At 68.9% G+C, this 23334-nt stretch carries 18 protein-coding genes and 1 riboswitch; of the genes, 4 read left to right on the forward strand and 14 right to left on the reverse strand.

Annotated features, from left to right (window positions below; all coding sequences use genetic code 11):
- Positions 1-11: 11 nt before the first annotated feature.
- Positions 12-1682 carry a formate--tetrahydrofolate ligase gene (locus tag GXW78_RS12765; RefSeq protein WP_211869195.1) on the reverse strand — a complete coding sequence of 557 codons (1671 nt, stop codon included), beginning with the start codon at positions 1680-1682 and terminating at the stop codon, positions 12-14.
- 181 nt (positions 1683-1863) lie between these two features.
- On the opposite strand from GXW78_RS12765, the gene GXW78_RS12770 reads away from it, so the two are divergent.
- Complete coding sequence (locus tag GXW78_RS12770; protein WP_211869196.1) at positions 1864-2841, forward strand: Bug family tripartite tricarboxylate transporter substrate binding protein; 978 nt, start codon at positions 1864-1866, stop codon at positions 2839-2841.
- Positions 2842-3109: 268 nt separating this feature from the next.
- Here GXW78_RS12770 and GXW78_RS12775 read toward each other — a convergent pair whose 3' ends face one another.
- The 7 genes from GXW78_RS12775 to GXW78_RS12805 all read right to left on the reverse strand — a co-directional run bounded on the left by GXW78_RS12775 (position 3110) and on the right by GXW78_RS12805 (position 10871).
- Positions 3110-4087 carry a Bug family tripartite tricarboxylate transporter substrate binding protein gene (locus tag GXW78_RS12775; RefSeq protein WP_211869197.1) on the reverse strand — a complete coding sequence of 326 codons (978 nt, stop codon included), beginning with the start codon at positions 4085-4087 and terminating at the stop codon, positions 3110-3112.
- A 23-nt stretch (positions 4088-4110) separates the two neighbouring features.
- Positions 4111-5277 carry an acyl-CoA dehydrogenase family protein gene (locus GXW78_RS12780; protein WP_211869198.1) on the reverse strand — a complete coding sequence of 389 codons (1167 nt, stop codon included), beginning with the start codon at positions 5275-5277 and terminating at the stop codon, positions 4111-4113.
- A 25-nt stretch (positions 5278-5302) separates the two neighbouring features.
- Positions 5303-7387 (reverse strand): acetate--CoA ligase family protein, encoded by a 2085-nt coding sequence (locus tag GXW78_RS12785; RefSeq protein WP_211869199.1) that lies wholly within the window; start codon positions 7385-7387, stop codon positions 5303-5305.
- A gap of 12 nt (positions 7388-7399) precedes the next feature.
- On the reverse strand, positions 7400-8185 hold the full coding sequence (locus GXW78_RS12790) for an enoyl-CoA hydratase/isomerase family protein (protein WP_211869200.1): 786 nt from the start codon (positions 8183-8185) through the stop codon (positions 7400-7402).
- A gap of 132 nt (positions 8186-8317) precedes the next feature.
- Positions 8318-9205: a transcriptional regulator GcvA gene (gene gcvA / locus GXW78_RS12795; RefSeq protein WP_211869201.1), complete on the reverse strand. Its 888-nt coding sequence runs from the start codon at positions 9203-9205 to the stop codon at positions 8318-8320.
- Between the two features lie 175 nt (positions 9206-9380).
- Complete coding sequence (locus GXW78_RS12800) at positions 9381-10487, reverse strand: 2-aminoethylphosphonate--pyruvate transaminase (protein ID WP_211869202.1); 1107 nt, start codon at positions 10485-10487, stop codon at positions 9381-9383.
- 90 nt (positions 10488-10577) lie between these two features.
- Entirely contained in the window at positions 10578-10871 is a 294-nt protein-coding gene (locus GXW78_RS12805; RefSeq protein ID WP_211869203.1) for a hypothetical protein, read from the reverse strand.
- Between the two features lie 40 nt (positions 10872-10911).
- Positions 10912-11018: riboswitch (SAM-I-IV-variant riboswitch) on the reverse strand.
- 273 nt (positions 11019-11291) lie between these two features.
- Here GXW78_RS12805 and dapA point away from each other — a divergent pair.
- Positions 11292-12185 (forward strand): 4-hydroxy-tetrahydrodipicolinate synthase, encoded by an 894-nt coding sequence (gene dapA, locus GXW78_RS12810; protein WP_211869204.1) that lies wholly within the window; start codon positions 11292-11294, stop codon positions 12183-12185.
- Between the two features lie 284 nt (positions 12186-12469).
- On the opposite strand, the gene GXW78_RS12815 is transcribed toward dapA, so the two are convergent.
- Positions 12470-13192: a pyridoxamine 5'-phosphate oxidase family protein gene (locus tag GXW78_RS12815; protein WP_211869205.1), complete on the reverse strand. Its 723-nt coding sequence runs from the start codon at positions 13190-13192 to the stop codon at positions 12470-12472.
- Positions 13193-13266: 74 nt separating this feature from the next.
- Between GXW78_RS12815 and pdxR the strand changes: the two genes are divergently transcribed.
- Positions 13267-14688 (forward strand): MocR-like pyridoxine biosynthesis transcription factor PdxR, encoded by a 1422-nt coding sequence (gene pdxR / locus GXW78_RS12820; RefSeq protein WP_211869206.1) that lies wholly within the window; start codon positions 13267-13269, stop codon positions 14686-14688.
- Between the two features lie 96 nt (positions 14689-14784).
- On the opposite strand, the gene GXW78_RS12825 is transcribed toward pdxR, so the two are convergent.
- The gene (locus tag GXW78_RS12825; protein WP_211869207.1) at positions 14785-16260 is read right to left on the reverse strand and encodes an FAD-dependent monooxygenase; all 1476 of its coding nucleotides are present in this window, start codon (positions 16258-16260) and stop codon (positions 14785-14787) included.
- 226 nt (positions 16261-16486) lie between these two features.
- Here GXW78_RS12825 and GXW78_RS12830 point away from each other — a divergent pair, with 226 nt between their 5' ends.
- A complete protein-coding gene (locus tag GXW78_RS12830) occupies positions 16487-17647 on the forward strand; it encodes an aminotransferase class V-fold PLP-dependent enzyme (protein WP_211869208.1) in 1161 nt (386 codons plus the stop codon).
- A gap of 221 nt (positions 17648-17868) precedes the next feature.
- On the opposite strand, the gene GXW78_RS12835 is transcribed toward GXW78_RS12830, so the two are convergent.
- The 4 genes from GXW78_RS12835 to glnA form a co-directional block, all read right to left on the reverse strand.
- Entirely contained in the window at positions 17869-18399 is a 531-nt protein-coding gene (locus GXW78_RS12835; protein WP_211869209.1) for a DUF6973 domain-containing protein, read from the reverse strand.
- Between the two features lie 125 nt (positions 18400-18524).
- Positions 18525-20102 carry an ABC transporter substrate-binding protein gene (locus tag GXW78_RS12840; RefSeq protein ID WP_211869210.1) on the reverse strand — a complete coding sequence of 526 codons (1578 nt, stop codon included), beginning with the start codon at positions 20100-20102 and terminating at the stop codon, positions 18525-18527.
- A 32-nt stretch (positions 20103-20134) separates the two neighbouring features.
- Positions 20135-21553 carry an amidase gene (locus GXW78_RS12845; protein WP_211869211.1) on the reverse strand — a complete coding sequence of 473 codons (1419 nt, stop codon included), beginning with the start codon at positions 21551-21553 and terminating at the stop codon, positions 20135-20137.
- Positions 21554-21868: 315 nt separating this feature from the next.
- On the reverse strand, positions 21869-23305 hold the full coding sequence (gene glnA / locus GXW78_RS12850) for a type I glutamate--ammonia ligase (protein WP_211869212.1): 1437 nt from the start codon (positions 23303-23305) through the stop codon (positions 21869-21871).
- Between the last annotated feature and the right edge of the window lie 29 nt (positions 23306-23334).

Raw genomic sequence — 23334 nt, forward strand, 5'->3', positions numbered from 1 at the left:
GCAGGCCGCGCTCAGAACAGACCCTCGATCCGGCCAAGGGCGTCGAGATGAATGTTCTCGGCCGCCGGCACGCGCGGCAGGCCGGGCATGGTCATCACGTCGCCGCAGATCGCCACCACGAAGCCGGCACCGGCCGATAGCCGCACCTCGCGCACCGGCAGGACATGGCCTTCGGGCGCGCCGAGCTTCGTCGGGTCCGCGCTGAAGGAATACTGCGTCTTCGCGATGCAGACGGGCAGGTCGCGGAAGCCTTCATCCTCGAACCGCTTCAGCTTCGTGGCGACGGGCGCGGGGATGGAGACGGAGGCGGCGCGGTAGATCTCGCGCGCGATGGTCTCGATCTTGCCGGCGAGCGAGACGTGGTCGGTGTAGAGCGGCTCGAACGCCGGGCCGTCGCCGGCGATCAGCGCCTTCACGGCATGGGCGAGTTCGACCGCGCCCTGCGCCCCGTCTCCCCAATGGGTGCAGAGGATCGCCCGGGTGCCGAGGGCGCGCATGGCCTCCTGCACGGCGGCGATCTCGGCTTCGGTGTCGGAGGTGAAGCGGTTGAGCCCGACAACGACCGGGACGCCGAACTTGCCGACATTCTCGACATGGCGGGCGAGGTTCACGACGCCGCGCTTCACGGCGGCGACATCCTCGGTGCCGAGGTCGGCCTTGGCGACGCCGCCATGCATCTTCAGCGCGCGCACCGTCGCGACCACGACGCAGGCGGCGGGCCTCAGGCCCGCCTGGCGGCACTTGATGTCGAGGAACTTCTCGGCGCCGAGATCGGCGCCGAAGCCGGCTTCCGTCACCACCACATCGGCGAGCTTCAGCGCGAGCCGCGTCGCCATGACCGAGTTGCAACCATGGGCGATGTTCGCGAAGGGACCGCCATGGACCAGCGCGGGCGACCCGGCGATGGTCTGCACCAAGTTTGGCGCGAAGGCATCCCGCAGCAGCACGGCCATCGCGCCGTCGGCCTTGATGTCCTTCGCGGTGACGGAGCTGCCGTCGCGTCGCTGGCCGACGACCATGCGCCCGAGCCGCGCCTGCAGGTCGGCGAGGTCCTTCGCCAGGCAGAACACCGCCATGACTTCCGAGGCGACGGTGATGTCGAAGCCGTCCTCCCGCGGGAAGCCGTTCGCCACGCCGCCGAGCGAGGAGACGATCGACCGCAGCGCGCGGTCGTTCATGTCGAGCGAGCGCCGCCAGGAGATGCGCCGCGCATCGAGCCCCGCGCCGTTGCCCCAATACGCGTTGTTGTCGACCATCGCGGCCAGCAGGTTGTTGGCGCTGGTGATGGCGTGGAAATCGCCGGTGAAATGGAGGTTGATGTCCTCCATCGGCAGCACCTGGGCGTAGCCGCCACCCGTCGCACCGCCCTTCACGCCAAAGCAGGGGCCGAGCGAGGGTTCGCGAAGCGCGATCATCGTGCGCGTGCCGATGGCGTTCAGCGCATCCCCCAGGCCGACGGTCGTGGTGGTCTTGCCCTCGCCCGCCGGGGTCGGGCTGATGCCGGTGACGAGCACCAGCGCCCCGTCAGGCCGGTCCTGCTGGGCGGCGATGAAGTCCAGCCCGACCTTCGCCTTGTACTTGCCGTAGGGCTCCAGCGCATCCTCGGGGATTCCGGCCTTTTCCGCGATCTCGCGGATCGGCTTCAGCGTCGCGGCACGCGCGATGTCGAGGTCAGTCGCCATGCCTTCATCCCCCTTGCGGCAGTCCCCTGCGCTTACGGAAGGCGCTGCATCCTTGCAACCCTGCCCCCGGACGCGCTGCTTGGGGCCTGCGGCAACGCTTCCGGGCGCGGCGCCGCACGACATGCTTCGCGAAATCGCGAGATCGCGATACCGTCCCGATCAATCAAGCCGGAGGAAGTCCATGACGATCCATCGCCGCGCGCTGCTTGCCGCCGCGCCCGCCACCGTCCTTGCGTGCAGCGCCCGCGCCCAGGATTCCTGGCCGTCCCGGCCCGTCACGATCCTGGTTCCCTTCGTGGCCGGCGGTCCGTCCGATATCGTGGCGCGGGTCATCGGGCAGCGCATGGGGACCAGCATCACCCAGCCGGTCGTGGTGGAGAACCGCCCCGGCGCGAATGGCGAGGTCGCCGGCCGCGCCGTCGCCCGTGCGGCGCCGGACGGGCATACGCTGTTCGTCGGTTCGATCGGCGTCTTCGCGATCAACGCCGCGCTGCGTCCCAACCTCGGCTACGACCCTGTGCGGGAGTTCTCGCCCGTCACACTCGCTGTCACGACGCCCAACGTGCTGGTGGTGAATCCGCAGCGCGTACCGGCCTCCACGCTGCCGGAGCTGATCGCCTGGCTGAAGGCGAATGCCGGGCGGACCTCCTACTCGACCTCCGGCGTCGGCTCCTCGGACCATCTCACGATGGAGCTGTTCAAGCAGGAGACCGGCACGGACCCGACGCATGTGCCCTATACGGGCGGGGCGGCGGCGGCGACCGACCTGATCGCCGGGAATGTCCAGTTGTCGTTCCAGAACCTCGGCACCGTCGCGGCGCATATCCAGGGCGGGCGGCTGAAGGCGATCGCCGTCACGTCCCGCGAGCGCCATCCCATCCTGCCCCAGGTGCCGACCGTGATCGAGAACGGCATCCGCGACTTCGAGGTGACGTCCTGGCAGGCGATGATGGCGCCCGCCAACGTGCCGGCGCCGCTGCTTGCGCGGCTGAACGCCGAGGCGACCGCCGCGCTGAAGCACCCCGAGAGCACGCAGCGGTTGGAGCAGATCGGCTTCACCGTCGTCGCGAACAGCCCGGAGGCATACGGCCAGTTCCAGCGCGCCGAGATCGAGCGCTGGCGGCGGGTAGTTCAGACGGCGGGGATCCGGGCGGAGTAGGCGCCACGGGTTTCGCGGAGGCGCCTGCGACCCATCCCGCCACCGGGTTCCATTGGCGTTGCTTCGCAATGCCAAGGGGCGCCCATGGGGGGACCGCATCTGATGAGGGCGCGTGGCGCACGTGAGCAGCTGGAGGTTTGCCAGCGACACCGTACAAAGCTCGTGAACGAGGGCGCGCCAAGGCACACGATCCCGTCCGCGCCCCGATGTCCACCCGCCCGGCGCGGCATCGCAAGCCCGCCGATCGGGCCGGACCCGGGCGCGTACTCTATTGTGGCAGCAGTCCCAGGCGGCCCAGGACGGCCCTGTTCTGCTCGACGATCTGCGCCACGCTCGCCGCGTAGTCATCCGGCCCGAGATATTCCACCTCCATCTCCGCCGAGGCGAGGACGGCGAGGTGGGCCGGGTCATTCAGTGATTCACGGAACGCATCATGCAGCGTGTTAACGACGCTGCGTGGCAGCCCCTTCGGGCCGGCGAAACCATAGGGACCGGTCTGCACGATATCGATCCCAAGGTCCCGCAGCGTCGGCACATCCGGGAATGCCGCCAGGCGGCGCGAGCCCCAGATGCAAAGGGCGCGCATCTGCCCCTGACGCACGTGGTCCGTCCAGCCACTGCCGGCCATGGCGGTGACGGTGCCGCTCAGCACGGCCGTCACCGTCTCATGCCCTCCCCGGAAGGGGATGTTCGTGAGTTCGACACCGAAGTGCTCGGCAATGCGCTCGGTTGTGAGATGCGGCACGCCGCCCACGCTGGTCGAACCATAGCTGACCTGCCCGGGATTCTTCCTCGCATGCTCGACCAGGTCGGACAGGGTCCGGAACGGGCTGTCCGCGCGCACCACGAGCCCGAAGACATAGCCCGTGATCTGGATGATCCAGCTGAAGTCAGTCACCGGGTCGAAGGGCGGATTGCGGGTCTGCAACGGATAGCTGAACACGTTGGACGGCATCTGGCTCAGCAGGTGCCCATCGGGTGTCCGGTCGTTCACAAGCGCCATGGCGCCCAGGATGGCAGCGCCGCCGGACCGGTTCTCGATGACGATGGACTGCCCGAGACGGCGAGATGCCGCATCGCAGAGCGCGCGCATCTGCAGATCGGTCGCGCCGCCCGGCGCGAATGGAATGATCATGCGGATCGGCCGGTTCGGGAATTGCGGCTGCGCGTGGACCGCCGGTGCGCACAGCAACCCCGCACCAGTCGCCAGTGCCGTGCGGCGTCCGAATCCTCGTGTCGTCGTCATCGTCGTTTTCCCCCGGTTCGAACTCAGCCGTATTGCTTCAGGATGCGCGTGGCAATCGCCATGCGGTGCACCTCGCTCGGGCCTTCATAGATCCGCATCACGCGCACCTGCTGCGCCAGAAGCTGCAGCGGCAGTTCCTTGGTCATGCCCATGGCACCGAAGGTCTGCATGGCGTGGTCCACGACCTCGGTCGCCATCTCCGTCGCGAAGACCTTGATCATGGACGCCTCGTTGCGGACGTCGCCGCCGGCATCGAGCGTCGCGGCACCCGACTGCACCATCAGGCGGCAGGCGTGGATCTTGGTCGCCGCATCGGCGATCCACCATTGGATGGCCTGGCGCTCGGCGAGCGGCACACCGAATGTGATGCGCTGCTTCGCCTGCACGCACATCATCTCGAGCGCACGGGATGCGATGCCGACGCAGCGGGCGCCCATTTCCAGCCGACGAACGTTCAGACGCAGCTGCATGGGCGCATAGCCCTGGCCGACCTTGCCCAGCACATTGCGCGCGGGAACCCGGCAATCCTCGAAGACCAGCTCGTAGGTGCGCCGGCCGCCGATCATCTGGATCTGGCGTTCGATGGTGAAGCCGGGCGTGCCCTTGTCCACGAGGAAGGCCGTCACGCCGTCCGCGCGCTTGCCCGGGCTGGTGCGGGCCATGACGATCAGGAAGTCCGCCGCGGGCACGCGGCTTACCCAGATCTTGCGCCCGTTGATCACCCAGTCGTCGCCGTCCTGCACGGCGCGCGTGAGCATCCCGGCCGGATCGCCGCCGGCACCAGGTTCGGAAATCGCCACGCAGGAGTTCTTCCGCCCATCCGCATAGGGGGCGAGGTAGTGCTCGCGCTGATAATCGTCCGCGACCGCCATCATCATGTGCAGGTTCGGGCTGTCAGGCGGGATGATGAAGGGCGTGACGGTGCGCGCCAGTTCTTCCTGCACCGCGACCAGCGCGATCGGCGGCATGTTGGCGCCGCCCAGGCTCTCCGGCACATCGAGACCCCAAAGCCCGAGCTCGCGGCACTTGGCGTGCAGCGGCGCAAGCTGCTCCTCCGTCAGACTGTAGGAGTCGCCCTTCGCTTCCCGCGCCAGCACAGCCGCTTCCAGCGGCATGAGTTCGCGCTCCACGAACTTCCGGACCAGGTCCTGGAGCATGCGGTGCTCTTCGAGCATTTCGGTCTGCGCCATGTTCGACGTTCCTCTCTCTCGATTCTCAGCGCAGCGCCAACAGGCCGTCCACGGCGACGGCACCCTTGCCCTCGGCGCGGATGATGAGGGGGTTGATCTCCGCCTCCTGCACGGGGCGGTCCTTCAGCGTGGCGAGCAGCGACATCGCGCGGATCGCGCGTGCCAGCGCCTGAACATCGCCTTTCGGCAGGCCGCGGAATCCCTGGATCAGCTGCAGCTCAGGAAGCTCGGCGATCATCGTCAGCGCTTCCTCCACATCGACTGGCGCAAGGCGCACGCTGAAGCTCCGCTTCAGCTCCGCCATCACGCCGCCGATGCCCAGCATGACCATCGGGCCGACCTCGGGATCCTCGCGATAGCCGAGGATGACTTCCTGCAATCCGCGATGCATGGGGGCCACGAGCACGCCGTCGACGCGGGCCTTCGGGAAGCGCTCGCGGGCGGCGGCGAGGAGATTCGCCACGGTGTCACGGATGGCGGCCTTGCCCTCGATGTTCAACCGCACCATTCCCGCATCGGTCTTGTGCAGGATATCGGGGGAAAGGAGCTTGACCGCGACCGGCCCGGCGATATCGCCGACCTGCTCCGCTGCGCTGACGACGACACTGCCCGGCGGTTCGATGCCGAGTGCCGCGAAGACCTCGCAGGCCCGCACCTCGTTCAGCGACTTGCCGTCAGCCTGCGCCACCAGCCGGCCAGCGGCATCCGCCTCGTCGGGCATCAACCCCGCGTCGCGTTGTCGCGGTTCACGCCAGGTGAGGTAGGCATGCACCGCATCGGCGCACGCTTCCGGTTCGCGGAAGGCGGCAATGCCGCGCTCATGCGCCTGCCGAAGCAGATCTTCCGCCAGCGGGGCGGCAAAGACCGCCAGGGGCTTCGGCGCCGGTATCGCCGGCAGGATGTTCTCGAGAGTCTTTTCCGGTGCGCGGCGCGCATTGGAACCGAGAACGGCCACGACGGCCTCGTTGTGGTCCGCCGCCAGTAGTTCGCGGAGAACAGTGCTATAGCGCTCCGCCCCGGCCATGCCCATCGGCAGGTCGATCAGCGGCGCATCCGGCACCACGATCCCCTTGGCCGCGAGCGTCGCGCGCACGCCCTCCGGCGGGCCGATCAGCTCGTCGCCCAGCGTGCCGAGCCGATCCACCACCATCCCGGCGCCGCCGCCCGTCGCGGTCATGGCGGCGAAGCGCCGCCCACGGGGTGGCCGGTGGCCGAGAATCATCCGCGGCAGCTCGATCAGCGCTTCCAGCGTGTCCACGCGCAGGATGCCGTGCTCGCGAAAGAAGGCGGCCGCCAGCTCGTCCCCGCCCACCATCGCGCCCGTGTGCGACAACGCGACGCGTCGCCCGAGTTCGGAGCGCCCCAGCTTGTAGGCGATGACGTGCTTGCCGAGCACATGCGCCCGCCGCGCCGCCGCCGCCAGGCGATCCGCATCGCGGAAGGTTTCCAGGAACAGGAGCACCGCCTTGGTATGCGGATCCTCCACCATCATCTCGGCAAGCTCTCCGACGCCGAGGTCGCACTCATTGCCGACCGAAGCCATGCGGGAAAAGTCCAGCCCGCGCGCCACGGCGCGCGAGAAGACCGCCCCCATCATGCTGCCGCTCTGCGAAACCATGCCGAGCCAGCCTGGACGGAGGGTCTCTGCTTCGATCGCCGCATTGAGCGTGAGCGTCAGGCGGTCGGGAACGCTGAGCAGCCCGAGGCAGTTCGGACCGATCAGCCGCATGCCGCCGGCACGCGCCGTCGCGACGATCTGATGTTGCAGCGCGGCGCCTTCATCCCCCGCCTCGGCGAAGCCGGCGCTGAAGATGGTGGCGACCTTCACGCCGATGGCGCAGCAGCCTTCGATCGCGGGAAGCACGGCGGCCGAGGGCACCATGATGAAGGCATGGTCGATGGGGCCTTCCGCATCGCGGATATCGGCGACGGCGGGCAGGCCCATGATCTCCGCACGGCCGGGATTCACCGGGACGATGCGGCCGGCGAAGCCTTCGCGCTGCAGCAGGCGCTGCGCGCGCGAATTGTTCTTCGTGGGATCCGCCGAAGCGCCGATCAGCGCGACGCCGCGCGGCGCGAACAGCGCCCGCGAGAGATCAGTATCCGTCATGTTGCTGCCCGATCAGGTCCCGGTGAAGTTCGGCGTGCGACGCTCGGCCATCGCCTTCACGCCTTCCTGGAAATCGTTCGTCTCGCGCAGCTTGGCCTGTTCGGCGAGCTCGTGGGCGGTGGTGCGTTCATAGACATCGGCCAGTCCGTTGCGCATCGTCACGCGCGTGGCGGCGATGGCGAGCGGTGCGGCTTCCGCGATCTCGCGGGCCAGCGCCAGCGCGGCGGAACGCACCTCGGCCTGCGGCACCAGCACGTCGGCAAGGCCCATGGCCACGGCTTCATCGCCCGGAATGCGGCGCCCCGTGAAGAACAGCAATGTCGCCTTCTGCGCGCCGATCAGCCGCGGCAGCGTCGCGGTCAGGCCGAAGCCGGGATGATAACCCAGGCGGGTGAAGTTCGCGGCGAAGCGCGCTTCGGCGCATGTCACGCGGAAGTCCGCGACCACCGCCAGGCCGAGCCCTGCACCGACCGCCGCGCCGTGCACCGCCGCGATGATCGGCTTCTTCGTGCGCAGCAGGCGCGCGCCCTCGGTGTAGATGGTCCGCCCGGTACCGGCTTCGGCATCGCCCGCGCGGCGATCGTGGCGGGAAAAATCAGCGCCGGCACAGAAATGCTTCCCTTCGGAGGCGAGCACGACGGCACGGCAGGCCGGATCGGCGTCCAGCGCCTCGAGCGCGCCGGCGATCTCCGCCGTCAGGTGAAGGTCGATGAAGTTGTTCGGCGGCCGGCAGAGCAGCACCGTCGCGACGTGCCCGTCCATCTCCACGCGAATGTCGGAAGTGCCCGCTGTGTCCATTCCATTTCCTCCGGCCCCGATACGCCGCTGGGGCATGGGGACGGCTTCATCGGCGCGCCGGCGCGCGCGGGCAACTTCCTTCTCCGCACATGGGCATTCCAAAATGGAATGCTTCACCCCTCCGATGGCGCGTCAGTCGATACCGACTTCCCGTTCCAACCACGCAAGGAACAGGCGAAGGCGTTGGTCGGGCGGATGTCTCGCGGGCCAGACGGCGTAATGGGCCAGCTTCCGTTCAACCGGCCGGTCGAACAGCGGCACCAGCACCCCCGTCGTGATCTCCGACCGCAGCAGCGGAACCTGGCCCATGGCGATGCCCAGCCCTTCCATCGCGGCCTGGTAGGCCAGCACGGAGCCCGGCAGGACCATGCCGCCATCTGCGATCTCGGGGCCGCCGACTGCGGCAAGCCAATCCTGCCAGTCGTTCCTGCGGTACTTCGTGTGGAGCAAGGTGCAGTGCCGAAGATCCTCGATGGTCCTCGGTGCATTGCGCCGACGCAGAAGCTTGGGGCTGCACACCGGCTGGATGACGTCCGCGATGAGCTTCTGCTGGTCGAGCCCCGGCCAGTCGCCGGCGCCGAACTGGATGGCGACGTCCAGCTCCTCCCGCATGAAGTCCACCGGCGCAATGCCCGTGCTTAGGCGCACCTCGATGCCCGGATGATGCTGGTGGAATCGCGGCAGGCGCGGGAGGAGCCAGCGTGTGGCGAACGTGCTGTAGGATCGGATCCGCAGCGGATGCACCTCTGCCGCGTCCAGCAGGCGGCGGGTGGCGGTCCCGATACGTGCGAAAGCCGGGGCAACTTCGCGGCGGTAGCTTTCGCCGTCCGTGGTCAGGGTGATGCCGTGGTGGTCCCGGTTGAACAAGCGGCGCTTGAGGTAGCCTTCAAGCACCGCGACCTGGCGGCTGACGGCCGATTGGGTGACCTGCAGCTCTTGGGCTGCACGGGTGAAGCTGCCAAGGCGAGCGGCAGCCTCGAAGGCATGGAGCGGATTGAGGGGCGGAATGCGCCGGGACAATGGCGGGCTCCAGCGTGAACGGGAGTCCTACTGTACGAAGTTTGGCCTCGTTTGTAGTCGGCCTGCCGGTCGCGTTGCAGGGTGGACATGGCCGGCATCCGCTCGCGAGCAAACTCCCGCGCGCTCGCCTCGGTATCCACCATCGCACCGATGCCCCGGACGCTATCGCCAGGCGTTACGCTGCCTTCGGCAGCACATCCTCCAGCGCCGCGCCGATCGCGGCCACGGCACGGCGCATGTCCTCAGGCGTGATGGCGCCGATCGCGCCGATGCGCATCGTTGGCGCTTGGGTGTTATAGAAGTTGCTGATCAACACGCCGCGGTGCTTCAGCGCCTCGACGAAAGCCAGCAGGTCGAAGCGCGGGTCGGAAGGCTGATGGATGGTGACGATGACCGGGCCCTGCTGGTCCCGTTCCAGATAGGGCTTGAGGCCGAGGGCTACGATGCCGTCGTAGAGGATGCCGGTATTCGTGCGGTAGCGCGCGAGGCGGGAGGCCTGGCCGCCTTCCGCCTCATACAGGTCGAGCGCCACGTCGAAGGCAGCGATGGTCTGCACCGGCGGGGTGAAGCGGATCGAGCCCCAGCCGGACCGCTTCGCATGCGCCAGCACGTCCGACAGGTCGAGCGACCAGGAGCCGGCATTGCCCGCGCAGGCCTCCGCGCGATCGATCCGCGCGACGGCGAAACCCACCCCCGGCATGCCTTCCAGGCACTTGCCCGAGGTGAAGACCAGCACATCGCATTCCGGGTGGTCGTCCAGCGGGAAGGGCAGTGCGCCGAAGGCGGAGACGGCGTCGAGCACCAGCCGCTTGCCGGCGGCATGCAGGGCGCGCCCGATGCCCTGGGCGTCGTTGACGATGCCCGAGCCTGTCTCGTTGTAGACCATTGCGACCGTGCCGATGGACGGGTCGGCTTCCAGCGCCGGCATGATGTCGGCTGCGGTGGCGCCGCGCGTGTCGGTCAGCGGCAGCTCGACGACGATGCGGCCGGCCTCACGCGCCAGGCGCGCCATGCGCTGGGCATAGGCGCCGTTCATCGGGATCAGCACCTTGGCACCCGGGGCGACGAAGGTGCGCAGCGCGGCCTCGGTCACGAAATGCCCGGCGCCCTGGATCGGCAGGGTGGCGTGGACGCCCGGCGTGCCGCCGGCAACGCCGACGACGCGCTCGCGGATGCGGGCGTAGACCTTCTGGAAGTCGCGGTCCCAGGGGGCGATGTCCTGGGCCATGGCGGCCTTGACCTCGGGACGGGTCTGCACGGGGCCGGGGATGAGAAGGAGCATGGAGTCGCCGTTCCGACGATTGCGATGGCGGTTGTTCTGCCCCGCCTCGCACTGCAAGAGCAACCCGCCACCGCGCATGGCAGGCCGGGTCTACCGGCGGCCATCAGCCCCGACGGCCCGCCCGCGCAGCCAATCCCGCAGCGCGGCGCGGCAGTCGCCGGGCTCGGCCCGCTCAAGGAAGACGGCAAGGTGCCCGGGCCGCCGGTCCGGCACCACGCGATAGGCATGCGTCCAGGCCCCCTGCCCCTGGTGCAGGACGACATAGAGCCACGACGTCTCGACCCGCCCCAGCCGCGTCGTCCAGGCACAGAGGGCGACGAATTCGGCTTGGTCGCCCGGGGCGAGCAGCAAATCGAGATCGGGGGCAGGCGTCGCGTCCAGCATCGGGTCCTCCTGGTGTCTCGGACCGGAACCGACGCGGCGACGCTTCCCGTTTGGTTGCCGGAGCGGCCGCATCCCCCCTTGCGGAGGCGCCACCTTGCCCGGGAAGGCAGGTTGGCGTTGGGACCGGCCCAACTCTTGATGCAGCGCCAGATAGGCCATGGCCGGAAGGATCTGGCAAGCGCCGCGTCTGCGGGAGGCGCATTTGGCCTGGGCGGCCGCTTGACGGCCCGCATCGCGCCAGCCGATGCTGTCGCCGCCGTGATCCTCCGCAACGCCAAGCCCGTCGCGTCGAAGAAGTGCCCCGTCAGGGGCACAACGGATCGTCGCGCGCGGTAGCCACTGCGCCCCAGGATCAGGTTGCACCCCGCCGGTTCGGACGGGGCAGCAACGGTTCCCCGTCTCCGGCACACCAAGGAGACGATGATGCAGACCCCTCACCCCAGCCTCGGCGGCCTCTGGCTGCCGCTGATCACGCCCTTCCGCGACGGCGCGCTCGATGAGGCATCGCTGCGCCGGCTGGTGCGGCACTATGCGGCCGAGCCACTGGACGGGCTGATCCTGGCGGCGACGACGGGCGAGGGCCTGACCCTCGACGACGACGAAACCGAACGGCTGGTCGCGATCACTGCCGACACGCTGGCCGCCGCCGGTCGTCGACTGCCGGTGTTCCTGGGCCTGTCGGGCAGCGACACGCGCAAGATGGCGAAGGCACTCGACACGACCGCAGGCTGGCCGGTCGACGGTTACCTCATCGCCTGCCCGTACTACACGCGGCCATCGCAGGACGGGATGGTGCGGCACTTCACGGCGCTGGCGGGCGCCACGGCGCGACCGATCGTCATCTACAACATCCCGTATCGGACCGGCGTGAACCTCGGCAATGCGGCGATGCTGGAGCTCGCCGCATTGCCGACCATCGCGGGGGTGAAGGATTGCTCGGCCGACATGGCGCAATCATTCGACCTGCTGCGCCGCAAGCCCGCGGATTTTGCCGTGCTGACCGGCGAGGACGCATTCTTCCACCCGATGCTGAACCAGGGCGCCGAAGGCGGCATAACCGCCTCGGCCCACATCCGGACGCGGGACTTCGCCGCGGTGCGGGACCTGGTGCGCGCTGGCGATGCGGCAAAGGCGCTGGCGGCATGGCATGCGCTGTCCGAGTTGCCACCGCTGCTCTTCGCCGAGCCGAGCCCGGCGCCGATCAAGCACTGGCTATGGCGGGACGGGCTGATCGACAGCCCCGAGGTGCGGCTGCCAATGACCGCGGTGACGGCAGGGCTGGCGGCGCGCATCGAGCGCGCTGTGGCGGCGTGAGGGGCCTCGGAGAGGGGCTTTGCCCCTCTCCGGACCTCACCCCACCAAAGGCCGAAGGGCCTTTGGAAACCAATCTTTGGCGCCGGGCCGAGCGGCCTCTTGCCGGGGAGGAGCGTGCGCTCTGCCCCGCACCTGAAATGCTCAGGACGCCGGGCAAAGAACCCCCTTCGACGCCCCGCCTGCCTGCCCCGCACTGCGCTAGGTCGAGGTTTCCAAAGGCCCTTCGGCCTTTGGCGGGGAGGGTCCGGGAGGGGCAGAGCCCCGCCCGGTTCCGCCACCAGCCCCTACCCGCCATACGCCTCTGCATAAGCCTCGCGCAGCGCCTCATCCAGCGTGCGCCCGGGCTGGTACGCCTTCAGGTCCTCGCCGCGCGAAACACCCGGCATGAGCCGCGGGCAGGCTTCCGGTTCGCCGATCACGCTGCGCACCGGCAGCCGCTCGGCGTAGATCGGCAGGGCGTAGTCCTCCTCGTCGTCGCCGACGCCCTTGGCGCGGATCTTCGCGGAGGCGCGCTCGATCTCCATCGTGATGACGGAGGTCGCCTTGATCTCCTTGGCCGTGCTCTGACGCAACCCGGCGGTGCGGTTGGGGAAGAAGCGGTCGACCATCATCACCAGCGCGCGCTTCTTCTCCTCGAGGTCGGTGACCAGCGTGGCGTGCCCGAAGCACATCGCGGCGCGGTAGTCCGCCGAATGATTGAAGCCGCAGCGCGCCATGACCAGGCTGTCGAGGTGCGACACCGTCAGGCAGGCAGGCTCGCCCTTCGAAAGGTTGCGCAGCATGCGGCTGGCGCTGGACCCATGCCAATACAGCGTCGTCCCTTCCCGCCAGAACAGCGTCGGCGTGCAGTAGGGCTGGCCATCGATGACGTAGGAGACGTTGCACATCGCCGAGGAATCGAGGATCGCGTGCACCGTCTCGTGGTCGTAGTGGCCGCGGTCGTGGCGGCGCTTCACCCGGTTCATCGGCGTGACGGGATAGCTGGGCGGGATGGCTGTATCGGGCATGGCTGCACCCTCCGTTGACGTTGCAGTCTTGCGACGCAACATTGGTCGCCGCGAGGGCCAATTCGGAGCGCCCCATGCCGACCAATCGTGAAAGCCGCGCCGCGGTGCTGGATGTGCCCCTGCGGCTCGACGGGCCGGGCAGCCAGTCGGCCCGCGTCCATGCCGGTCTGCGTGCGGCGATCCTGGAGGGCAGGCTCGCCGCGGGGTTGCGTCTGCCGTCCAGCCGCGGGCTGGCGGACCAGCTCGGGGTCCGGCGCAACGCGGTCGTCGTCGCCTATGAACAGCTGCTTAGCGACGGGCTGGCGGAGGCGCGGGTGGGTGACGGCACCTATGTCGCAGCCCAGGTGCCGCGCGGACCGGCGGCGCCGGACCCGGTGCCGGCGCCGCCACCGCCCTCCGGCCGCGGGCCGTTCGCCGTGGGATGCACGACAGCGGACCCGATCGTGCTGCGCCAGTTGGGCCGCGCGTTGCGAAACCGCGTGGTGCGCGCTGATCCTGCCGATCTCGGCTACGGCGACCCACGCGGGCATCCGGCGCTACGGCGGGCGATCGCTGCGCATCTGGCCGCGACGCGCGGCTTCGCCTGCGACCCCAGCCGGATCATCGTGACCAGCGGCACGCAGCAGGGGTTGCGCTTCTGCGCCGAGGTTCTGCTGCACGCCGGCGACGCCGTGTGGATGGAGGATCCCGGCTACCCGACAGCACGCCGCACGCTGGAAGCCCTCGGTGCGCGACTGGTGCCGGTGCCGGTCGATGCAGCGGGCATCGACGTCGCGGCGGGTCGTGCGAGGGAGCCGGGCGCACGCCTGGCCTATGTCACGCCGTCCCACCAGTTCCCGACCGGCGTGACGATGTCGATGGCGCGGCGACTCGCCCTGCTCGACTGGGCGCAGGCGGAAGGCGCCTGGGTCATCGAGGACGACTACGACAGTGAATTCCGCTTCGCCGGCGCGCCGCTGACGGCGCTGGCGGGCATCGATGGACAGGGTCGCGTGATCTACCTCGGCACCTTCTCCAAGACGCTGTTTCCCGGGCTACGCATCGGCTTCGTCGTGGTGCCGGCCGCGCTGATGGACCGCGTGGTCGCAGCGCGGGCGGTGCTGGACCGCTTCCCCTCCCCGCTCATCGGCGGGGCGCTCGCCGAGGTGATGGAAAGCGGCGACTTCGCGGCGCATCTGCGCCGGATGCGTACACAGTATCGCGCAGCGAGGGACCTCGTCGTGACCACCCTGCTGCGGGAATCGTCCGGGCGGCTCGCTATCACCGTGCCGGACCACGGGCTGCATCTGCTCGCGACGCTGCCGGAGGGCCTGCGACCAGGGGCAGCGCGGGAAATCCAGGCAGCGGCGAAGGTCGAAGGCTGGCTGCTGTCCGAGACGCGGCTCGTACCGGACGGGCCGGACGGGTTCGTCATCGGCTATTCGGGCCATGACGACGCCGCGCTGATGACGGCGGCGCGGCGGCTCGGTGCGGCGGTGAAGCGCGCGGTGGGATAGCACCGGCGGCACCCTGCCAGGCAAACCGTAGCCTCGCGGCCGGCATCTCAGGACATCGGGGGCGGTCCCGGCCGTCGACGAACGCGAGCGCCGATGTCAGGTGAGCCTGGTGAAGTAATCCTCGACGGCCGCGCAGTCCCCGGCGCGGGCGACCAGCCCGACATAGCCGTCCGGCCGCACCAGCCACATCGCACCGGGCGTGACCGGCGCGCGCGGCGTCGGCTCCAGCAGGGCGGCATGACGCGCGGCAAGGGCATCCGCCTCGGGCGAGGGCGCGGCGAACAGCGCGAAGCGCGGCGAGTCACCCGCGCCGACCGGCGGTTCCCCGGCACGCGGCGGCATGCGCTCACCCGCCGCCGGCCCACCGCTGTGGCGGCCGCCCGGCGCCGTCAGCGGGCTGTCGGGATAGGCGATGCTGAGTTCCGTCATCGTCTGCCCCATGGTGCGGCGCACAGCGGGTACATGCAGAACCAGCGAGACGAAGGCGTTCCGCACCGCCTGCTTCACATCGCCACGCAGCGTCGCCGCCGCCGTCAGTCGCCCGGCATTGGCGAGCACCATGTCGCCCACGGCGCTGCGCTCCGGGCCGTAACTGCGCAGCAGCGATTCCGCCGCCCTACCCTGCATCACCAGCGCCAGCTTCCAGGCAAGGTTGAACGCATCCTGCATCCCGGTGTTCATGCCCTGGCCGCCGGCCGGGCTGTGGATGTGGGCGGCGTCGCCGGTGAGGAAGACGCGCCCCGCGCCGTACGCCTTCACCTTCCGCTCATTGATGCGGAAGCCGGCGAGCCAGACCGGATCGGACGCGCGGATGCCGCCGGGGCCGCGGCGATCGAGCAGCGCCTGCACCTCCGCCATCGTCGGATCGTGGCGTGCCGCGGCGTCCGTTGTCTCCCCGATATCGGCGATGACGCGGTAGCGGCCAGGCGTGATGGGGAACAGCGCCAGCACGCCGTCGGCATGCCAGAAGATGGAGATCTCGTCCTCCGGCCTCGTCGCGCCGGCGAGGTGCACATCCGCCAATACCCACTGGCTCGGCAGCGTGTCACCCTCGAAGGTCATGCCGAGGCCCTTGCGGACCGTGCTGTGCGCGCCGTCGCAGCCGATCAGCCAAGGGGTGGTCAGCGTCTCCTCGGCGCCGTCGGGGTGGCGCAGCATTGCCGTGACGGTGGCGCCCTCATCCTTGAAGCTCAGCAGGTCCACGCTCCGTTCCACCCGGATGCCACGGCCGGCGCAATGCTCCTCCAGCAGGCGTTCGGTGTCGCTCTGCGGGATCATCAATGCGAAGGGATAGGGCGTTGGCTCGTCGGAGAAGCTCAGATGGCCGATGGTGCGGTCGGCGGTGAGAATGCTGGCCCCCGTCACGCGCCGGCCGGCGTCAAGGAATGCCGGGGTGCAGTTCAGCCGGTCCATCAGTTCCAGGCTGCGGCTCCAGAGCACGAGCGCCTTGGATTTGTCGGTCCGTTCGGCGGCGCGGTCGACAATGCGCACCGGCACGCCGTACCGGGCCAGTTCGGCCGCGAGCGTCAGCCCGACGGGACCGGCGCCGGCGATGAGGACGGGCTGCGACATGCGGCAGAACTCCTGATGGCGGCGGCATCATGCCGCGAGCGGACATCGACCGGCCAGCCCGCACAAGCGTCTGCTGTCCATGCAGGTCGTTCGAGCCGTGGCGGGGCGGGCGAGCATTTCCGTGTTGCGTCCAGGCCAGCCGCAGCGCCATGCGGGCACGCCCGCCAGTTCGCGCCGGCCTCCGAGTCCGGCTAGGCTGCCGCGCAGCGTTCCAAGGACACCAGCCATGCTCGCATCGCAGCGCCACCTGTTCGACATCCCGCGGGAGGTCGCCTACCTCAACGCTGCCGCCTGGTCGCCGCTGCCGCTGGCGGTGCAGCAGGCCGGCCAGATGGGCGCCGCGCGCAAGACCCACCCCTGGAATGTCGATGCGGCGCTGCCCGGACAGGTCATCGAGCGCGCCCGCGCCGCCGCGGCGGCCCTGATCGGCGCGGCCGCGGAGGATGTGGCGGTGATCTCCTCCGTCTCGTATGGCGTGGCCGTGGCCGGCAAGATCTTCGCCCCACCGGCCGGGTCCCGCGTGCTGGTCTTCGAGGATGACCATTCCTCGCCTGTTCTCGAATGGCTGCATCGCGCCCCGGCGCAGGGCTTCACCGTCGAGACCGTGAAGCGCCCCGCCGACGGGGACTGGACCGCGGCCGTGGAGGAGGCGGTCGCGAAGCCCGGCGCACCGATCGCCATCGCGTCGATCTCGAACCTGCATTGGGCCGATGGCGCGGTGCTCGACATGGACCGCATCGCCGCGGCTCTGAAGGCGAAGGGCGCCGCGCTGCTGATCGACGCGACGCATGGCGCGGGGATGATGGACCTCGACGTCGCACGCATCGACCCCGACTTCCTGATCTTCCCGACCTACAAATGGGTGCTCGGTCCGTATGGCCGCGCCTTCATCTATATTGCGAAGCGCCATCAGAACGGGGTGCCGCTCGAGCAGACCGGCTTCGGCCGCAAGGGCGTGCTGAACGACCGCGTGCCGTACCTGTCCGACCTGTCCTATGCACCCACCGCGCGCCGCTTCGACATGGGCGAGCGCGACCATTTCGTCGGGCTGGAAATGGCCGCTGTCGGAATGGAGTTGATGGCGTCCTGGGGACACGCCGCGATCGGGCAGCGCTGCGCGATGCTGACGGCGCGGCTGGAGGAAGGCCTGGCGTCGGCCGGCGCGGTTCTGCCGAAGCGCAGCCTGCGCGCGCCGCATATCGTGACCGTGTCCTTCCCCGCCGGCATGCCCGCAGGCTTCATCGACGCGCTTGCTGCGGAGAAGGCCTTCGCGGCGCCGCGCCTCGGCATGCTGCGGATCAGCCCGCACGTGTACAACGACGAGGAGGATGTGGACCGCTTCGTCGCGGCCTATGCGCGCTGCATGACGTCGCGCGCGGCGGCCTGACAAGGTGATTTATCTGGCCGGGTAGGAGTTGGAGGGGCTTTGCCCCTCCAAACCACCCCACCAAAGGCCGAAGGGCCTTTGGAAACCTCAACCTGGTGCCGTGCCCGGCAGACGCCGGCATTTACCGTTCCGGGCTGGCGCCAAAAATCTGCGGTCCAGGTGCTCCAAGCACCTGGCGGGGTGAGGTTTGGAGAGGGGCAACGCCCCTCTCCAACGCGCCCTCACCGGCCGAAGGTCAGCGACCGCGTCGGCACCAGCTTGTTACCGTTCGCTGCGTCCACGACGCGCAGGCGCCCGTGCAGGAAGGCATCCATGACCGCCGACTGCAGGTCGCTGTCGGAAGCCGCCTTGAGGCGCACGCCGATCTCAAGGCCGACCGCGTTGTTGAACAGGTCCATCTGCGACGCGGGCGAGCCGAACTCACCGTTCATCTCGTGCGCCACCAGGACCTCAAGCGCGTCGGTATAGCCGAGGTCGCGTGCCAGCATTGCGGAGAGGTAGCAGTGCCGTAGCGCATCCCCCGGGCCGGCGTTTCGGGAATTGAACGCAACCTGTCCCGCCGTGTCCGGATCCATCTCCCCCGTGAAGGCGAACGAGACGTTGTAGGACCAGCGCAGGGCCTCCTTCCGCGCGTCGAGCAGCTTCGGCAGCGACGTTGCCTTGCTGACCAGCGTGACTGCCTCGATGAGGTTGCTGCCCTGCGAACGGAGGGCGCTATCGGCGGCCGCCATGAGATCGTCCATGAATGACATCGGAAGAGGGCTCCATCAGGAAACTGATGGCGCCGCTTTACGGCCTTGCATTCGTTTTGGGGAGGAAGTGATTCAGTCTCGCCCGCCGACGAGCGATCTGGGTCACAGCCGCCGGCCGCCCTGGGTCAGGCCTTCCGGATGTTGTGGAACAGGGGGAAGCCGTTGAGCATGTCCGTGATCGTCCGCCGGAAGGCGAAGGGCTGCATCCATGCCCCCGTCGGGATGTAGGGCACGTCCTGCCAGGCCTGCAGTTGGATGTCGCGGGAGATGCGCTGCTGGTCGGGCAGCGTCTCGGCGGACAGGAACTCGTCGCGCAGCGCCTCGATGCGTTCGGAGGTCGGCCAGCCGAAGGGGCCGCTACGACCGAGCCCCCGCACGTAGGATTGCGTCGCCGGCGAGGTCGCGATGATGCCGGGGATGTAGTTGCACCACACCGACCAGCCGCCTCGGTCGAGCCCCTCGCGGTTGTTCAGCCGCGGTAGCACCGTGCCCCAGTCGAGCGCCTGGTAGTCGAGGTTGATGCCGACCTTGCGGAACATGTCGGCCGCAAGCTGGCTCATCGCGTTCAGGGAGGGCAGGTCGGTCGGCACGACGAAGACCACGCGCTCGCCTTTGTAGCCCGCGGCGTCGAGGTCGCGCTTCACCGTGTCGAAGGAACGTGGGCCCGTCATCACCTCGAGCCCCGCTTCCGTCGCGACCGGGCTGCCGGGCAGGAAGAAGCCGCAGCGGTCGTTCCACAGCGAGCGTTCCTCGCCCATCACCGCCTGCATGTATTCGGTCTGGTTGACGCCGGCGAGGAAGGCGCGGCGGATCGCCGGATTGTCGAAGGGCGGGACCAGGTGATTGAAGCGGATCATGCCCATGAGGCCGCCGCGCTCCTTCGCCTCCACGCGGATGTCGCGATGCCGGCGCAGCAGCGGCAGCAGATCGGGCTGCGGCTGTTCCCACCAGTCGACCTCGCCGACCTGCAATGCCGCGGCGGCGGTCGCGGCGTCCGGGATCGTCACCCATTCCACGCGGTCGATATGGACGACCTTCGGGCCGGCGGCGAAGGACGGCGTGCCGGAGGAACGCGGGACGTAGCCGTCAAACTTCTCATAGACGTTGCGCGAACCGGCGACGCGTTCCCCGGCGATGTAGCGGAAGGGGCCGCTGCCGACCATTTCCGCGACCTGCACATTGAACGGCGTGCGCGCGAGGCGTTCCGGCATGACGGGGCAGAAGGCGGAGGGCTTGGCCAGCGCCGCCGGCAGCAGCGGAAAGGGCCGCTTCAGCCGGAATTGGATGACCTTGTCGGACGGCGCGGAAAGCTCGTCCGTCGTCGCGCGCAGCGTTTGGCCGAAGGCGTCCGTCTGGGTCCAGCGGTCAATGCTCGCCACCGCATCGCGGGCAAGGACGGGCGTGCCGTCATGGAAGCGCAGCCCGTCGCGCAGCGTCAGCTTCCAGGTCTTGCCGTCATCCTCGATGACATGGCCTTCGACCATCTGCGGATGCGGCATGAAATTGTCGTCGAGACCGTAGAGCTGGTCGAACACCAGGAAGCCGTGGTTGCGCGTGACGAGGCCGGTGGTGAAGACCGGATCGAGCAGCGCGAGATCCGACTGCGGGACGAAGCGCACCACCTTGCGCTGCTGCGCGCCCGCCGGGGCGGAGAGTGCGCCGCCGGCGGCCGCGGTGGTGGCAAAGAAGTCTCGACGCTTCATGGCACGCACTCTCCAATGATGGTGGGTGAGGTCTATTGCGCGAGGGGTGGTCTCTTTTCGGCCCAGGGGCGGGCTTCCTCGAAGGCGGCGCTCGCCTGCAGCACGCCGAGATCGTCGAACCGGCGGCCGACGATCTGCAGCCCGACCGGCAGGCCTTCCGGCGTGAAGCCGCAGGGGATGCTCGCCGCCGGACTGCCCGACCAGTTGAAGGGGTAGGAGAATTCGGCCCACATCAGCCAATCCCATTCATGCTGCGGCCAATGCGCCGGTTGCAGCCTGTCCGCCGGGAAGGCTGCCACGCTCACGGCCGGGGAGAGAAGGAAATCGTAGCCTTCCATGAAGTCGTGGATCTGCTGGATGTAGTCGAAGCGGCGCAGGCGCATCTGCATGAACTGCGGCGTGGTGAAGCTTGCCGCGTGCTTGATCATGGCGACGAAGCCGGGGTCCATCCGGCTTTCGAATTCCGGCAGGGCGGAGATGCGGCCGGAGAAGGTGGCGGGCCAGAAGAAGCGCACCAGCTCGGGGCCGAGCTTGCCCCAGGCGGGTGTGACTTCCTCGATCTCTGCCCCCATCGCTTCGAAGGCCTTTACCGCCTGCTCGACAACGGCGGCAATCTCGGGATCGACGCGCGCATGGCCGAGGTCGCGCGTATAGGCGATGCGCTTGCCCTTCATCGACACGGCCTTGAGCTGCGACGCGTAGTCCTGCGGGGGCGCCTCCAGCGAGGTGAAGTCCCATGGATGCGGCCCGGCCATCGCCTGGGTCATGATGGCCGCGTCCTCGACGCTGCGCGTCAGCGGGCCGATATGTGTGGCGAGGTCATTGTTCGACATCGGCCAGTTCGGCACGCGGCCATGCGTCGGCTTCAGCCCATAGACGCCGGAGAAATGCGCCGGCATGCGGATGGAGCCCGCGCCATCGCCACCCTGGTGCAGCGGGCCGTAGCCGCAGGCGGCGGCGACACCGGCACCGGAGGAGGAGGCGCCGGCATTAAGCCCCTTGGCCCAGGGGTTATGCGTGATGCCGGAGATATGCGCCTGGCTGACGCCCTTCCAGCCCCATTCGCCGGCCGAGGCAGTCTTGCCGATCATCATGCCGCCGGCCCCCAGCAGGCGGCTGACGCAGGGCGTGTCGACATCGGGGATTGTGCCCTGGAGGATGGCGGTGCCGAAGTCGGTCTGTACGCCCTTGGTGTGCTGAAGATCCTTGATGGTGACGGGGATGCCTTCCAGCAGGCGCGGCGGTTCGCGCTGCATGAAGGCATGCTCTGACCGCCGCGCGGCGTCCATCCCCTGGTCGGGCGTCGTGCGCATCATGGCGTTGACCGTGGGGTCGATGCGCTCGATGCGGGCGAAGACGGCCTTGGCCACCTCGACCGGCGAAAGCTTGCGCGCGCGGTACAGCGCGTGGAGTTCCCTGACGCCGAGATAGCCGATCCCGTCGATGTCCATGTCTGCTCCCTTCCGTTCCCGACACGTATCTCACGGCGGTTTCATGGAGCGGGCAAGCGCGGGCGTCGGCACTGCACGCCGGCTTGATCGCACGCGCATGAAAAAGGGCCCCGCGCAACGCGCGGAGCCCCCCTCATCCAATGCAGACCCGGATCGCGGCGCCGCCACGATCCGCGAGCGCGAAGCGCGACCGCGCCCAGACCGCCCTTCGTGCTCCGCGCTTCAGTGCAAAACGCGAAGCCAAGCGGCCCGGATGGGCCGCGCCCGGCGTCTGAGGGTCACACAAAGACCAGCTTGATCGTCGCTACGCGACCATCAAGCCGAGTAGTACATCTCGAACTCGACCGGATGCGGGGTGTGCTCGAACTTGTACACCTCGGTCCACTTCAGCTCGATGTAGCTCTCGATCTGCTCCTTCGAGAACACGCCGCCGGCCAGCAGGAACTCGTGGTCGGCCGCGAGGCTCTCGAGCGCTTCGCGCAGCGAGCCGCACACCGTCGGGATGTCGTTCAGCTCCTCCGGCGGCAGGTCGTACAGGTCCTTGTCCATCGGGTCGCCCGGATGGATCTTGTTCTTGATGCCGTCCATCGCCGCCATGGTCAGCGCGGCATAGGCCAGGTACGGGTTCGCGGTCGGATCCGGGAAGCGCACCTCGACACGCTTCGCCTTCGGGCTGGTCGTGTAGGGGATGCGGCAGGACGCCGAGCGGTTGCGCGCCGAGTAGGCCAGCAGCACCGGCGCCTCGAAGCCCGGGATCAGGCGCTTGTAGGAATTGGTCGACGGGTTGGTGAAGGCGTTGATCGCCTTGGCGTGCTTGATGATGCCGCCGATGGCGAACAGGCACATCTCCGACAGGTCGGCATAGCCGTTGCCGGCGAAAAGCGGCTTGCCCGCCTTCCAGATCGACAGGTGGGTGTGCATGCCCGAGCCGTTGTCGCCATAGATCGGCTTCGGCATGAAGGTCGCGGTCTTGCCGTAGCTGTGGGCGACGTTGTGGACGCAGTACTTGTAGATCTGCATCTGGTCGGCCATCGTCACGAGCGTGTTGAAGCGCGTGCCGAGCTCGTGCTGCGACTGCGCCACCTCGTGGTGGTGCTTCTCGATCGGCAGGCCCATCTCGCCCATGGTCGAGAGCATCTCGGCGCGCAGATCGCTGTCGGCATCCACCGGCGGGACCGGGAAGTAGCCGCCCTTCACGCCCGGGCGGTGGCCCATGTTGCCTTCCGGATAGTCCTTCAGGGAAGAACCCGGGCCCTCGGCGCTGTCGAGCTGGTAGATGCCGTAGTTGCCGCCCGTGCCGAACTTCACGCTGTCGAAGATGAAGAACTCGGCTTCCGCGCCGACCAGCACCTTGTCGCCCACGCCCGAGGCGGCGACGTAGGCCTCGGCCTTCTTCGCCGTGCCGCGCGGGTCACGCGCATAGAGCTGGCCGGTCGAGGGCTCGAAGATGTCGCAGATCAAGATCAGCGACGGCTTGGCCGAGAACGGGTCCATGCAGGCGGTCGAAGGATCCGGCATCAGGATCATGTCGGACTCGTTGATCGCCTTCCAGCCGGCGATGGAGGACCCGTCGAACATGAAGCCGTCGGTGAAGACTTCCTCGGTCACCGTGCTGACGTGCTGGGCGGTGTGCTGCCACTTGCCGCGCGGGTCGGTGAAGCGGAGGTCGACGTACTCGACGCTGTGCTCCTGGATCATCTCCAGAACTTTGGAGACGGCGTCGCCTCCAGCGGCGGCGGGCTTCTTGGCCATGATGTGCGGTCCTGTTCCCTGACTGCGAA

It is taken from the genome of Neoroseomonas terrae (assembly GCF_018129025.1).
Classification (GTDB): Bacteria; Pseudomonadota; Alphaproteobacteria; order Acetobacterales; family Acetobacteraceae; genus Neoroseomonas; species Neoroseomonas terrae.

What these genes read in the sequence shown, in the direction of transcription:
- GXW78_RS12780 (WP_211869198.1), bottom strand. Translation starts at nt 5,277, where the DNA reads ATGGCGCAGACCGAAATGCTCGAAGAGCACCGCATGCTCCAGGACCTG.
- GXW78_RS12845 (WP_211869211.1), bottom strand. Translation starts at nt 21,553, where the DNA reads ATGGACATCGACGGGATCGGCTATCTCGGCGTCAGGGAACTCCACGCG.
- dapA (WP_211869204.1), top strand. Translation starts at nt 11,292, where the DNA reads ATGATGCAGACCCCTCACCCCAGCCTCGGCGGCCTCTGGCTGCCGCTG.
- GXW78_RS12775 (WP_211869197.1), bottom strand. Translation starts at nt 4,087, where the DNA reads ATGACGACGACACGAGGATTCGGACGCCGCACGGCACTGGCGACTGGT.
- GXW78_RS12790 (WP_211869200.1), bottom strand. Translation starts at nt 8,185, where the DNA reads ATGGACACAGCGGGCACTTCCGACATTCGCGTGGAGATGGACGGGCAC.
- GXW78_RS12830 (WP_211869208.1), top strand. Translation starts at nt 16,487, where the DNA reads ATGCTCGCATCGCAGCGCCACCTGTTCGACATCCCGCGGGAGGTCGCC.
- GXW78_RS12805 (WP_211869203.1), bottom strand. Translation starts at nt 10,871, where the DNA reads ATGCTGGACGCGACGCCTGCCCCCGATCTCGATTTGCTGCTCGCCCCG.
- GXW78_RS12815 (WP_211869205.1), bottom strand. Translation starts at nt 13,192, where the DNA reads ATGCCCGATACAGCCATCCCGCCCAGCTATCCCGTCACGCCGATGAAC.
- pdxR (WP_211869206.1), top strand. Translation starts at nt 13,267, where the DNA reads ATGCCGACCAATCGTGAAAGCCGCGCCGCGGTGCTGGATGTGCCCCTG.
- GXW78_RS12770 (WP_211869196.1), top strand. Translation starts at nt 1,864, where the DNA reads ATGACGATCCATCGCCGCGCGCTGCTTGCCGCCGCGCCCGCCACCGTC.
- GXW78_RS12825 (WP_211869207.1), bottom strand. Translation starts at nt 16,260, where the DNA reads ATGTCGCAGCCCGTCCTCATCGCCGGCGCCGGTCCCGTCGGGCTGACG.
- GXW78_RS12785 (WP_211869199.1), bottom strand. Translation starts at nt 7,387, where the DNA reads ATGACGGATACTGATCTCTCGCGGGCGCTGTTCGCGCCGCGCGGCGTC.
- GXW78_RS12840 (WP_211869210.1), bottom strand. Translation starts at nt 20,102, where the DNA reads ATGAAGCGTCGAGACTTCTTTGCCACCACCGCGGCCGCCGGCGGCGCA.
- GXW78_RS12765 (WP_211869195.1), bottom strand. Translation starts at nt 1,682, where the DNA reads ATGGCGACTGACCTCGACATCGCGCGTGCCGCGACGCTGAAGCCGATC.
- GXW78_RS12835 (WP_211869209.1), bottom strand. Translation starts at nt 18,399, where the DNA reads ATGTCATTCATGGACGATCTCATGGCGGCCGCCGATAGCGCCCTCCGT.
- glnA (WP_211869212.1), bottom strand. Translation starts at nt 23,305, where the DNA reads ATGGCCAAGAAGCCCGCCGCCGCTGGAGGCGACGCCGTCTCCAAAGTT.
- GXW78_RS12800 (WP_211869202.1), bottom strand. Translation starts at nt 10,487, where the DNA reads ATGCTCCTTCTCATCCCCGGCCCCGTGCAGACCCGTCCCGAGGTCAAG.